The sequence below is a fragment of the Sphingobacterium sp. MYb388 genome, assembly GCF_037479535.1.
Lineage (GTDB): Bacteria > Bacteroidota > Bacteroidia > Sphingobacteriales > Sphingobacteriaceae > Sphingobacterium > Sphingobacterium anhuiense.
Genome location: NZ_JBBGYV010000002.1, coordinates 881,580 through 895,257 on the forward strand (window position 1 = coordinate 881,580; position 13,678 = coordinate 895,257).

At 38.2% G+C, this 13,678-nt stretch carries 6 protein-coding genes; 4 read left to right on the plus strand and 2 right to left on the minus strand.

The genetic code is table 11. The features are described 5' to 3' along the window. The first annotated feature begins 180 nt into the window (after nt 1-180). The 4 genes from WH188_RS09595 (at nt 181) to WH188_RS09610 (ending at nt 10,083) form a co-directional block, all read left to right on the plus strand. Entirely contained in the window at nt 181-3,408 is a 3,228-nt protein-coding gene (locus WH188_RS09595; RefSeq protein WP_206368470.1) for a SusC/RagA family TonB-linked outer membrane protein, read from the plus strand. 11 nt (nt 3,409-3,419) lie between these two features. Then, nucleotides 3,420-5,396 carry a RagB/SusD family nutrient uptake outer membrane protein gene (locus WH188_RS09600; RefSeq protein ID WP_168127402.1) on the plus strand — a complete coding sequence of 659 codons (1,977 nt, stop codon included), beginning with the start codon at nt 3,420-3,422 and terminating at the stop codon, nt 5,394-5,396. Between the two features lie 268 nt (nt 5,397-5,664). Then, nucleotides 5,665-7,905 carry an alpha-L-fucosidase gene (locus WH188_RS09605; protein WP_168127403.1) on the plus strand — a complete coding sequence of 747 codons (2,241 nt, stop codon included), beginning with the start codon at nt 5,665-5,667 and terminating at the stop codon, nt 7,903-7,905. Between the two features lie 150 nt (nt 7,906-8,055). Then, the gene (locus tag WH188_RS09610; protein WP_168127404.1) at nt 8,056-10,083 is read left to right on the plus strand and encodes a GDSL-type esterase/lipase family protein; all 2,028 of its coding nucleotides are present in this window, start codon (nt 8,056-8,058) and stop codon (nt 10,081-10,083) included. A gap of 167 nt (nt 10,084-10,250) precedes the next feature. On the opposite strand, the gene WH188_RS09615 is transcribed toward WH188_RS09610, so the two are convergent. Beyond that, a complete protein-coding gene (locus tag WH188_RS09615) occupies nt 10,251-12,494 on the minus strand; it encodes a glycosyl hydrolase family 95 catalytic domain-containing protein (protein ID WP_132842070.1) in 2,244 nt (747 codons plus the stop codon). A 130-nt stretch (nt 12,495-12,624) separates the two neighbouring features. After that, complete coding sequence (locus WH188_RS09620) at nt 12,625-13,491, minus strand: AraC family transcriptional regulator (RefSeq protein WP_132770220.1); 867 nt, start codon at nt 13,489-13,491, stop codon at nt 12,625-12,627. Between the last annotated feature and the right edge of the window lie 187 nt (nt 13,492-13,678).

A 13,678-nucleotide genomic window follows, 5' to 3' on the forward strand; every position in this document is an offset into this window, starting at 1 on the left:
TTCTACTTGATCGTTTTTTTTGATTTCCTTATTTACTATCGAGCAGTTGGAATTTCGTTCTTTTCTCTAAACCTATTCCTCATTAGTAATGAGCTGTTTTTACATCGTTTTAATTCTTTCTTACATTTTTACGAACCTATACTCTTTTATTTTTGCTTTGAACCAAATATCAAATCAATAATGAAAGTAAATTTAATAACATGTTGTCTCTGGGCAACTCGGCTGTCTGTCCCGAAATGGCATCAAATAGCCTTACTTAATGCTTTTTGTGCCATAACAATTAGTGTTCAAGCACAAAATAATATATCGGTTCAAGGGGTAGTACGTAATGAACAAGGTGTTGTTATGGAAGGAGTGAGCGTTAGGGCAAAAGGAACTGCAATCGGAACACAAACGGATATAAATGGTGCTTTTAAGCTAAACGTACCAAATCAAGAAACGATTCTACAATTTTCTTATATTAATTACATCAAGCTGGAGATAGCTGTTGGTAAAGAAACCCAATTTACAGTTACATTATCTTCTGAGAATAATATGATTGATGAGGTTGTAGTTGTTGGCTTTGGGCAGCAAAAACGAACTAATTTGACTGGATCGGTGGCTGTTGTAGATAAAAAATCATTGGAAAATAGACCTGTTAAGAATGCACTGCAGGCACTGCAGGGCCTTGCTCCAGGATTGAATATTTCTCAAAATAACGGTTCTCTGGAAAGTAACCCCTCTTTAAATATTCGCGGAAGTGGTACAATAGGACAATCGTCATCAGCTCCTTTAGTTTTAATAGACGGAGCGGAGGGATCATTGACTGCTTTAAATCCACAAGATATCGAAACTGTCACTGTCCTTAAGGATGCGAGTACCGCTTCCATCTATGGGTCTAGAGCGGCGTTTGGTGTTATACTTGTAACAACTAAGTCTGGCCAAAAAGGGAGTCGCCCTGTAGCTTCTTACAATAATAGTTTACGGATAAGTACGCCTGCATTAACATTGAAAACGATGGACTCTTATTCATTTGCAAATTATTTTAATCAAGCACAAGTCAACGGAAACGGCGCCCCCCATTTTGACCAAGAACATCTGGAACGAATCAAGCAATTTCAAGAAGGTAAAATTAGTACGAGTATTATTCCTAATCCTACCAATCCTGCACAATGGGCCGATGGATATATGAAGGGCAATGATAATGTGGATTACTTTGATCTGATGTATAAAGATCAATCTTTTGGACATGAGCATAACCTAAGTCTTGCGGGAGGTAGCGATAAGACAACCTATTACGTCTCTGCCAATTTATTGGATCAACAGGGTTTAATGGCGCTTAATACGGATGTCTATAAGCGATATTCGATGTCAGCAAGGATAAATTCGCAAATATCCAGTAAACTAAACTTAAATTATATAGGAAGACTTGTTCGTGAAGATTTTAAAAAGCCAACGGATCTTAATAATTCTTTTTATGACAATCTAGGCCGTCAGGGCTGGCCTACATTACCTTATAAGGATCCAAATGGATTTCTTTATAATTCACCCTCACCGGTAATGGGGATGTTAGAAGGGGGAGATTATAAGACCGTTAAAGATATCAATACACAACAGGTGCAACTTGTTTTCGAACCCCTTAAAGACTGGAAAACCTACGGGACTGCAACTTACAGGATTACGAGCCGTTTTGATAATACTTTTTCAAACCAACTTTATAACCATGATGTCGCAGGAAATCCGATTCTTTATAAAAATTCTTCTTATGTAGCGGAATACGCTTATAAAGAAAACTATTATAATATCAATGCCTACACTGAGTTGACCCGTAATTGGAACCTGCATAACTTTAAAGGAATGGCTGGTTTCCAAATCGAAAGCGCAGCTTATCGTGACCTAAATGCTTCTCGAGATGGTATCATGATTATTGGACAACCTGTCATTGATTTGACTTCAGGCACAGATCCAAGTGGACAGCCAAAGGCACCTACAGTATCTGGTCAGTATCAGGATTGGGCATCGGCCGGATTTTTTAGCCGGTTTAATTATGATTATGATTCTAAGTATTTACTGGAAGCGAGTATGCGTTATGATGGATCTTCTCGATTCAGAGCAGACAGCAGATGGGGATTCTTTCCATCATTTTCTGCAGGCTGGAATCTTGCTAAGGAGAGTTTTATGGAGAATACAAGATCATACATCGATATGATCAAACTTAGGGCCTCATACGGTGAACTAGGAAATCAAAATACCAATGTTTGGTACCCAACTTATGTTGTAATGCCCGTCGGTATTGCATCCGGAAGTTGGCTTCTTAATAATCAGCGTCCAAATACGGCATCTGCAGCAGGATTGGTGAGTGCAAATCTGACATGGGAAACGGTTAAAACGTTAAATATGGGAGTTGATTTTGCTTTATTAAGCAATCGGTTATTTGGCTCATTTGATGTTTTCCAGAGAAAAACATTGAATATGGTGGGACCAGCACCACAACTGTCCAATACTTTGGGTACTGCGGTGCCTCAAGCGAATAATACAGATTTAAAAACGAATGGATTTGAATTAACATTAGGATGGAGGGACAAAATTGCGGACAATTTTGGATATAATGTTAAGTTTTTACTGTCGGATTATACTTCTACGGTTACAAGGTATCCAAATCTAACTGGTTCATTTAACGGAGGCTATAGAGAAGGGCAGAAGTTGGGTGAAATATGGGGATATGAAACCATAGGGATTGCCAAGTCTAAGGAAGAAATGGAAAGTCATTTAAATAGCTTACCTAACGGCGGACAGTCTGTCATTGGAAGTCAATGGGAAGCCGGTGATATCATGTACAAAGATTTGAACAATGATGGTAAAATTGATTTTGGGTCTTGGACAGAATCGGAGCCTGGGGATCGTAAAGTAATCGGAAATAGTACACCGAGATATGCCTTTGGGTTCAATTTTGGGGCTGATTATAAAAATTTCGATTTCAGTATGTTCTTACAGGGAGTAATCAAACGTGATGTATGGCAACCGGGTTATTATTTTTGGGGTGCCACCTCTAATATTTGGGCATCTACAGGGTTAACCCAACATATGGATTATTTTAGAACTGGAGATAATATGTTTGGTGAAAACCTTGATGCTTACTATGCGCGTCCAATATTTGGTACGAATAAAAATCAGGAGGTTCAAACACGGTACCTACAGAATGCAGCTTATATCCGACTTAAAAATATTCAGATCGGTTATACGGTTAATGCTGATGTGCTGAAGAAAATCGGTATTTCAAAGGGAAGGATATATTTGTCTGGTGAAAATTTATGGCAAAAATCAAATGTCGCGACAATGTTTGATCCTGAAACCATAGATGGAGGTTCCAGTGGTACGGTTTACCCACTTACCAAAATGTGGGCAGCAGGGTTAAGTCTTACATTTTAATTCAAAAAAACATGAAATTACTAAAATATCTTACTTTAGTGCTACCGCTTTGGATGGTAGCAGGATGCAATGATTATCTCGATATTACACCCCCTTCGCAGATAATCCCAGAAAAATATCTTAATGAAGAATCGCAATTAGCAAGTTATGCTATAGGCCAATATCCTAATATTCTTCCATCACACTCCGGTTGGGGTTTCGGCACATTTGGAATTGATGCTGGAACGGATAATATGATATCTCCAGATATAAACAAGCGATATCTTCCCGGTGAATGGAGAGTGGATACTGAGGGTGGTGCTTGGGAGTTTTCGAACATTTATCAGATGAACTTTTTCCTGAACAGCGTCTTACCAAAATGGAAGGCTAAAACAATAGTGGGAAATCAACAAAATATTGAACATTACATTGGTGAGATCTATTTTTTACGTGCATATATCTATTTTCAGAAATTACAGGAATTAGGTGATTTTCCGATTATTAGAAATGCAATGAATGATAAAGATCCACAAATTTTGATCGAAGCAGCAAAGCGAGATCCACGCACCGAAGTTGCCCGGTTTATCATCTCGGATCTAGATTCGGCAATTACATTATTGAAAAGCACATCAATAGATGGTGCGAAGCAACGTATCTCTAAAAATGTGGCGTTATTATTGAAATCTCGAGTTGCTTTAAATGAAGGAACTTGGTTGAAATATTTCAAAGGAACGGCATTTGTTCCTGATGGTGCTGATTGGCCAGGAAAAACGAAAGCGTATACGCAAACATATACTTATCCAACAGGAAGCATCGATGGTGAAATTAACTATTTTCTTTCTCTAGCTATGGATGCCTCTAAGCAGGTGGCAGATCAAATCGATCTGGTGCCCAACACTGGAATTATTGAATCACCAAATAACGAAAACCCTTACTTTTCGATGTTTGGAGCAGTAAATATGGCAGGATATAGTGAAGTTCTTTTATGGAGACAGTACAGTGAAAGTCTTGTAACACATAATGTTCCTGTGTATGCGCAACTTGGTAACTATGCGGTTGGTTTAACGCGGAGCTTGGTGGAAAGTTTCCTTATGAAAAATGGATTACCCATATATGCTGCAGGATCTGGATACCATGGCGACGATTATATTGCCGATATCCGGAAGGAGAGAGATGGTAGATTGAACCTGTTTTTAAAAGAACCAGGACAAAAAAATGTTCTTTTAAATCTGGGGGCAGGAACGCATGGTACACCCATTGAACCTTATCCAAGTATCGGCGAAACGACAGCAGAACGACGTTATATTTCTGGTTATACTATTCGAAAAGGCATTTCATATGATGGCAAACAGACGAATAATGGTATGGGATTTACTGGAAGTATTACTTTCCGTGCAACCGAAGCTTACCTCAATTACATAGAAGCATCTTATGAAAAAAATGGTAGCATCGATGCGACTGCAAGAAACTATTGGCAAAAGATCCGTCAACGGGCAATGGTTGATGTAGATTTTGAGAAAACAATAGCGGCAACTCAGATGGGATTGGAGGTAAAGGATTGGGGTGCTTATTCTGCTGGAAATCTGATTTCTCCGACCTTATATAATATCAGAAGAGAACGAAGAAATGAATTGATGGCTGAAGGATTACGCTTGATGGATTTAAAGCGCTGGCGCTCGATGGATCAATTGGTTAGCAAAGCTGATCATTTTGAAGGTTTCAAAATATGGGGACCTATGAAGAGTTGGTATAAACCAGAGCAACTCGTTTACGGTGCCGATGAACCAAAGGCTATTGTATCTGACCCGAGTTTGGGTATGTATCTTCGTCCTCATGAAATTCGCCGGAATATGCTTTCTTATAACGGAGTACGGTTTACTTTAGCGCACTATTTGTCACCAATCGCGGTACAGCATTTTCAACTTGCCTCAACAGATGGTTCGGTAGCGAATTCAGTTATTTACCAGAATCCTGGCTGGCCAACAGCAGCAGGGCTTGGAGCAAAATAGATCAATTTCCGGTTGTTAATCTGCTATTTCCATTTTATTGTATAAATAAAATGGAAATAGCAGATTTTTTTTTGAACTATTGTATAACGATTATGCGACGAATTGCTTCCTTGTGTCTGATGTTTAAGTTTAAAATGGTAATATAGGCTTAGTATACGTTAATTTAGTATTCATCTTTTCCAGTAGTACAAAGTAAATTGCACATTGAATAATGCTCAGTACTATTATTCAAAATCTAAATAACTATGTTAATCAAATTATTAGAATTATGAATAAATCTATCCTATTGACATCTATGTTAGGGTTTGCCTCTATATATGGTCATGCGCAAGTGAATAGTAAGAAAATACCTGTTAAGAATACGTACGAAATTAAGAGTACCGATAGTCCTGAAGATATATTAAGGAAAGCCGTTCATGTTGTGCCTACAGCAAATCAATACCAGGCTTTAAAAAATGAATTTATTGCTTTTATCCATGTTGGTCCCAATACATTTACTAAAATGGAATGGGGAAATGGTATGGAAGACCCGAAGATCTTTGATCTCAAAAATCTGGACACCGACCAATGGTGCGAGGCAATGAAAGCCGCGGGTATGAAAAAAGTAATCATTACGGTGAAGCATCACGATGGTTTTGTGCTTTGGCAAAGTAGGTATACGAAACATGGTATTATGTCTACTGGATTCAGAGAAGGAAAAGGTGATATCTTGAAAGATTTAACAGCTTCCTGTAAGAAGTATGGATTAAAACTGGGGGTATATTTATCTCCAGCAGATCTTTTTCAAATTGAAAGTCCTGAAGGGCTTTATGGTAATTTAAGCGAATACACGCAACGAACAATTCCCCGTGAAGTAGAAGGAAGACCATTTAAAAATAAAACAAAGTTCAATTTTAAGGTAGACGATTACAACGAATATTTCTTAAACCAACTGTTTGAATTATTGACGGAATATGGTCCGGTACACGAGGTCTGGTTTGATGGTGCACATCCGAAAACAAAGGGTGGACAAAAATACAATTATGATGCGTGGCGTGAATTGATCAAAAAGTTGGCTCCAGAGGCCGTAATTTTTGGAAAAGAAGATATCAGATGGTGCGGAAATGAATCTGGCAATACTAGAAGTACAGAATGGAATGTAATTCCTTATAACGACGATCCCGCAGGGCTTCAGAATTTTCTCGATCTTACAGATGAAGATTTAGGAAGTAGGGCTAAGATTTTAAAAGCTAAATACCTACATTACCAACAGGCTGAAACAAATACTTCAATTCGAGAAGGATGGTTCTATAGAGACGATACGCATCAAAAGGTAAGAAGTACTGATGATGTTTTTGATATTTATGAACGATCGGTTGGCGGTAATTCAACTTTTCTTTTGAATATTCCGCCTAATAGAGATGGTAAATTTTCACCGGAAGATGTTAAGGTGCTGCATGAAGTAGGAAGCCGTATTAAAGAAACTTATGGTCAGAATCTTTTACGTGGAGCGAAAGGAAGCAAAGAAACCTTGGATGACAATATGGAATCTTTTACCGTGTTGTCGGATAAAAATCCGGAACTGATCTACACATTAGCAAAACCGGTGAAAATAAACCGCTTTGTTATTCAGGAAGCTGTAAGTACAAATGGAGAGCGTATTGAAAAGCATGCTTTAGATGCTTGGATTGATGGTCAATGGAAAGAGATCGCGCATGCGACTAATGTGGGCTACAAACGTATTCTCCGTTTCCCTGAAGTGACATCGGATAAGTTTCGTATTCGCATATTGGAAAGCAGGGCAACCCCTATTATCAGTAATGTTGCCGCACATTATGCTCAGGGAAGACCTCCACAATTGGTATTTAATCGAAGTGTAGATGGTATGGTTGCTATTGCTCCTTCGAAAAGCGAGTTTGGATGGAAGCCCCATGGTGAGGATATTCTTAAAAATCTAAACACTAATTTTCAAATTCACTACACGTTAGACGGCAGTAAGCCTACAGCACAGTCTCCCGTATATACGCAGCCGATCGCTGTAAAAGGTGGGCAGATAAAAGCTGTAGCAATTAGTGCTGATAAATTGGTCGGTGCGGTGGCAGAAGAAACAATTGGCATAGCTAAAAAGCAGTGGAAAATTATCGATAATAGCAGTGAGGTTGCTAAACATGATGCGAAGCTGGCTTTCGATGCAGACCCAAAAACGTATTGGCAATCTAATGAAAATGGCGCGGCACAACATATTTCGATCGATCTTGGACAGCAGTATAATTTAACAGCATTTAGTTATACACCACAAAAAGAAAACGGAAAAGGGATGATGGCTAAAGGTGTGATAAAAATTAGTAATGACGGAAAGAATTGGAGTGATGCTGAACGATTTGAATTTGGAAATCTAATTAATGATCCGACAAAGCGCACACATCGATTTTCTAAAAATATTCAAGCACGATACATCACAATTGAATCGACAGAAATAACTGGAGGAGGAAAACTGCTTACTGTAGCGGAACTGGATTTTATTGAATAACCGATTTACATTTAATGTCTATGTTTGAAAAACCAATAAGTATCAAATATACGCTTGATATTTATTGGTTTTTTATCTTAATCTTTTATCTAGACCTAACAGCTGATGATTAAAAATCTATTGTGTATTTGTATAAAAGGGATCCTTATTATGCTGAGCACTATTACGATACTTTTTGCTCAATCTAAGGGTAAAATTTATTGTATTGGACAGGAATTCACGACAGGATTTGCGATGTTTATGCCTGAAAAAAATAGCTTTCCTGCACAGTTATCGACTATGATCGGTCAAGATTATCAAGTCATATTAAATGGGAAGGATGTCGCTGTGAATGCTCCAATACGCATTGAAAATCATATACTAGAAAGTATAAATAATCTTGTCGTCAAGAAAGGTGATTTACTCTTTCTTGATTTGAATCAGGATGCCGATTTTTCCGAAGGTGATGACAAGTTATTGAAAAGTATCACTTCATTAATCAATAAAGGTGCTCGAGTGGTATTGTTGCATACTCCTAATAATTTTGATCCTAAAATTCAATCGTCTAAAGAGCCAGAATTGCAGGCTCTGGCTTTTAAAAGTAATTGTGAAATTGTGGATTTGTCACCTGCTTTATATGGAGGTGATGTCTATCTGGATAAGGAGAAAAGGCTAACGTCTATCGGTGCTAGTCTTGTTGCAAAGCGGTTATATGAGCTTATAAAAACGCCAGTAATCGGATCTTCAAAAATTAAAATTGAAAATGGAAAGCGTGAGTCTTTTTATGGATTTTCTTCTGAAACGTTCGATTTTGAAGGTAAAGAAGCGAGAGTTGTGAAACCTAAAATCGTAGCTAAAGGAAGCCCATGGATATGGCGCGCACGTTTCTGGGGACATGAACCTCAATTGGATATTGCGATGTTGGAGCGAGGATATCATATCGTTTACTGTGATGTATCCGAACTTTTTGGCAATGAGGAGTCACTACAAATCTGGAATAATTTTTATAAATTCTTACAGCAATTCGGACTGAATAAAAAAGCAGTTATGGAAGGTATGAGTCGAGGAGGTATATACATATACAATTGGGCTCTACGTTATCCCGATCGTGTTAGTGCCATTTATGCTGATGCACCGGTGTTAAATTTTAAAAGCTGGCCGGGAGGTAAAGGAACGGGAAAAGGAAGTCCGGAGAATTGGGAAATCTTTAAACAGGATTATAAACTGACAGAACAACAGGCTCTTGATTTTAAAGATGCACCTGTGGATAGAGCATCTGAAATCGGTGCGTTAAAAATTCCGACGATTCATGTTATCGGTGATGTGGATGATATTGTACCGCCTGATGAAAATACGCTTCCTTTTGCTAAAGCTTATATTGCCGCTGGCGGGAAATTGGAAATTATACATAAACCGACAGTGGGTCATCATCCGCACAGTTTAGCTGATCCAACGCCACTGGTAGATTTTCTGCTAAGAGCAGATGGGCGTAAGCTAAACTTTGCAGCTATTGCCGCAGCTGGCTCAGAATATAGGAGTGGAGCGGGTTGGAGTCCAAATATGGGCTGGTGGGGAGAAAATGATGATATTAACCGTATTTTGGACAGTAAGAAACAACACTTGGACATTTTATTTGTCGGTAATTCCATTACACAGGGTATTGGAGGTACAAGGTCACATCTTCCTTATAAACCAGGTTACACTGCATTTGAATCCGTTTTTTCATCATACAAATGGGATTGTGCAGGAATAGCGGGCGACCGAACACAACATGTACTTTGGAGGTTGATCAATGGTAAATATAAGGAGGCTGCTCCTAAAGTTGTTGTCGTAACAATAGGTGTCAATAATTTCTTAGATGGTGATACGGCTGAAGAAATTGTAGCAGGTATCCTTGAAATAAAAAAATGGATACGCACGAATATGAAGAATTCTAAATTGATCTTAACGGGGCCATTGCCTGTAGGCGTGGAAAGTACGGATCCCCGAAGACGAAAATATGAGGATATACACCGTCTTTTAGCGATTCAGGCTAAAGATCAAAGTTGGATCTATGCCCCGCTATCTGATACGTTTATAAAAGCTGACGGTAATTTATCGTTGGATGATTATAGCACTGACGGCATCCATCTTTCTGGAGGGTATACAAAATGGGCGCAAAGTTTGTCAAAAATAATTCAAAAGGCATTAGGTGAATAATTTTTTGAACTCTAATGTTCTATAAAAATATAATTTCTATTAAGGGATAGAATATTAAACAGGACATTTTTTTATAAGGGGAGCCCAATATTTATTGGGCTCCTCTTATTTTTTAAAAACTTCCAATTTTTTCTGTTTATATCATACTAAGGAAGCTTTATATTTAATTAGATTTTTTGAAGTTCTATTTTTTCGCCTGCTTTTAAAGAGATGTTATACGTATCTCCTTCTTTACTGATCATTTTATTAGTTTTTGATTTTAATGGTTGCTCATAGCGTAATCTTAAAGTACCGGTTTGTTCTGCTTTAATGATCAATTTATCAAGTTGACCGTTTGTTTTAGAAGCGCTAATTAAGAAACCACCTTCAGCTCTGAGATCAGTAAAGGAAATGTTTTTCCAACTTATCGGGATTGCTGGGAATAGCTCCACATAACCTTGTTTGCTCTGTAGCAGCAATTCATGGATACCTTGTGCAAATGCAAAATTACCCTCTAATGTAAACGGCCGGTAAGTAAAACCTGAGTATTGTCCACCTTTCTGATCCCCGTTGACATGAAAGGAATTGGTCGAACAAAAGTTGTTTGCAAATTTTTGGAGATTAAGAACTGCCTGTTCCCCCTCTTTTGCACGGGCATGTAAACAAGCCATCCAGCTGAAGGAATAACCAACCCAAGCACGAGTGCCTAATTTTTCTAAATGGCGCATTGATTTTGTGATCTGATCTTTATCTTCTGCTTTATTGATATCCAAAAGACCTAGTGGATAAATCGATAAATAGGGTGACATATGACGATGGGAATGCTCCATAGGAACATCGACCGCAACCATTAATCCTGTTTCGTTTTTTGCATAACCTGGTAGTTGCGTTTCTACAGTTCTCCATGCTTTGGCATCGTTTACTTGTCCGCTAGCTTCGCTTACTTCTGCCGCAGCTTCAAATAGAAAATGGGCAAGAGCGAGATCAAAATTGGTCCAATCTTTAAACCAGGCATTTGTGCTATTATCATTATATTCAGGACTTGCGCTAAGTGGAAGATAACGTTTTCCATTGCGTACCTCTGTAATGTTGCGAAGGTAAGTGGCCGATTCGATAATGTACGGTAATGCTCTTTCCTTAAGAAATTTCTTATCCATACTGTACTTCCATTGCATATAGAAATGGTGTGCGGTCCAAGCGCTTACTGTTGGTGAAAGGGCATATTGAACCCAGCCGCCCATGGGGATTCCACTTAATGTCAGAACGCCGGGAATGTTAAGACCTTCAACACCAAAATACTGTTTGGTGTAAGCTAAATTGGCAGGTCTGATTTTCCATAACCAGTCTGTGAAAGTTTCGGCTTCAGCAAGTCTATTTCCTGTATAGGTGGGCCAATAGCTGAGCTGTGTATTGAGATCATTATGAAAATCTCCTTTCCATGGGGGTAATCCACCATTATCTGCAGTCCAAACTGCTTGAAGTGTAATGGCTGGAGCTCCTTTTCGTGCTGCAGCACCGAGTTTATACATTTCCAAATAGTACTGTCTTTGTAATAAAGCATCAGGTATGTTTATCGCTGATTGCTTCCAGTAGGTATGCCACCAGGAGAGATGAGTTTCTGTAAATTTGTTGGTGGTTTTTGATTGGATCTCTTTATTTAAGTTTGCTTTTTCATTATTGGCTACAGTCCACATACCAATAAGCTTATTGGGCGAGACTTCTTTCCACTCCAATAATACTTCATAAAACCTATTTTCATAGGTCGGCTGGTGAATAAGCTGGCTGTGTGTTGATGTGGTCAACTTCCCTTGTTTATAGCCGAGTCGTGATAGACTTTGTCCATCGACTACGGACACTTCGTTACTATTATCAGAAGCCAACGCATATTGATGTGGAAGTAATTTGGGAAGGGCATTTTGTATATTTTGACCTGTAATCTCAAAATAACCCACTGGTTTATCTGCATGAATAAAGCAAGTAAATGTGTTTCCGTTGTCAAAGCGGACGGTGTTTGTTGCAGTTTTTATATCCAGTACATTGGAGACTACCTTGCCTAAAGAAGCGAGATCAAAAGACATAGCTGCGGCAGGAAGTTTGGTTGGGTAGGGATAATCCCCATAAGGATTGTCACCCCATTTTTGTACTTCGGTATATTGCCCCGAATGAAGTTTTTGCTGTACCCATTTGAAGTCATGTTGTTCAAGTTGAAATGCCTTACGCTCGTCCCATAAATCGGCACGATCTAAAGATAGTCTTAAGGTATTATCTTTTTGCCAGATTAATGCGCCAAGCATACCATTTCCTAAAGGGATGGCTTCGTCCCAACGGGTTGCTAAATGTTCGGATTGAAGATTGTCCTGCTTAGAAGGTTGTGCGTATAGCGGATAGGTTAGCGTAGCTATCGCTATTAATGATAATAAATATGATTTCATTGAAAGCTCTAATGGTTCTTGCCAAAGTTAAAGAATTCACTAAAGTTTGTTTGGATGTTTATTATCAATTATTGATGCAAAGTTAACCTTTTATAATTTATCAACGTGTATTAATACCTGTATTAGGGAATTACATGTCCATTTCTTTACGATATTCCCGTGGACTTTTTCTCATAATAGTTTTAAAGAATTTATTGAAGTTGGTTAGATTTTGATAGCCACTTTGGTAGCAGATTTCAGAAATTGACAGTTGTTTATTCATCAGCAATTTGCACGCATGTCCGATACGCATTTCATTAACAAATTTAGAGAATGATTTTTGGGTATGGCGTTTGAAAAAACGACAAAAGGCATTGGGTGTCATATTAACCAACTCTGCGGCTATTCCTAATGAAACTTCTTCTCGGAAATTTTGCATAACATAAATGTATACATTATTAATGCGATTGGTTTCTTGTTCTCCAAAAGTAGGTTTATAGCCTTCTGAGGCTAAATTTTCGCATTCTTCTGCCTGATGGAGTAATTCAATAAGATTTAGAAATCCTGTGATTCTAGAAAAACTCTTTTTCTGTGCTAGACTTTTGATTAGTTCGGTAGCTTGTTCTAAGGTTTGTCCATGAAATCTCAATCCTCGTTTTGATCTTTTGATGAATTGCTGCATAGCACTAATGGTTGCTTGATCATCTGTAAGTCGTAGTAAGAAATCCGCTGGAAAATAGAGTACGATTGCTCTTGCACGTTCATCATGTTGGGGATTAAGAAAAATATCGTCATTACGCCAGATGTGAGGGATATTTGGTCCCATTAGCACAAGATCTCCAGCACTAAAGCTATCGACATGATTGCCAACGACACGTTTTCCATAACTCTCTAAAATTAGGACGAGTTCACATAACTCATGGAAATGTAAGGGGTTACTCAAAAACTCCTGATCGACCTGCTTGATGAGGATTGTCTTCTCGTTAGGGGGAGACAGTTCAATAAATTGTGCTTTCATAATAGGATATGATGATTAATAATTGTCAAACAAATATAAGTAATAATTTTTCGAATAAAACAATACTGATTATTTTGTCATGTTAAATTATGAAGATGGGTGTAAAAAGTTTTATTTCATGTGTATCAAGTTTTAGTTTGTTGTCTTCAGGAGCGATAACTTTGAGTTCTATGTTCGCGTGTTCGCT

Coding starts and splice junctions, on each gene's coding strand:
- WH188_RS09600 (WP_168127402.1), top strand. CDS start 3,420: ATGAAATTACTAAAATATCTTACTTTAGTGCTACCGCTTTGGATGGTA.
- WH188_RS09595 (WP_206368470.1), top strand. CDS start 181: ATGAAAGTAAATTTAATAACATGTTGTCTCTGGGCAACTCGGCTGTCT.
- WH188_RS09615 (WP_132842070.1), bottom strand. CDS start 12,494: ATGAAATCATATTTATTATCATTAATAGCGATAGCTACGCTAACCTAT.
- WH188_RS09620 (WP_132770220.1), bottom strand. CDS start 13,491: ATGAAAGCACAATTTATTGAACTGTCTCCCCCTAACGAGAAGACAATC.
- WH188_RS09605 (WP_168127403.1), top strand. CDS start 5,665: ATGAATAAATCTATCCTATTGACATCTATGTTAGGGTTTGCCTCTATA.
- WH188_RS09610 (WP_168127404.1), top strand. CDS start 8,056: ATGCTGAGCACTATTACGATACTTTTTGCTCAATCTAAGGGTAAAATT.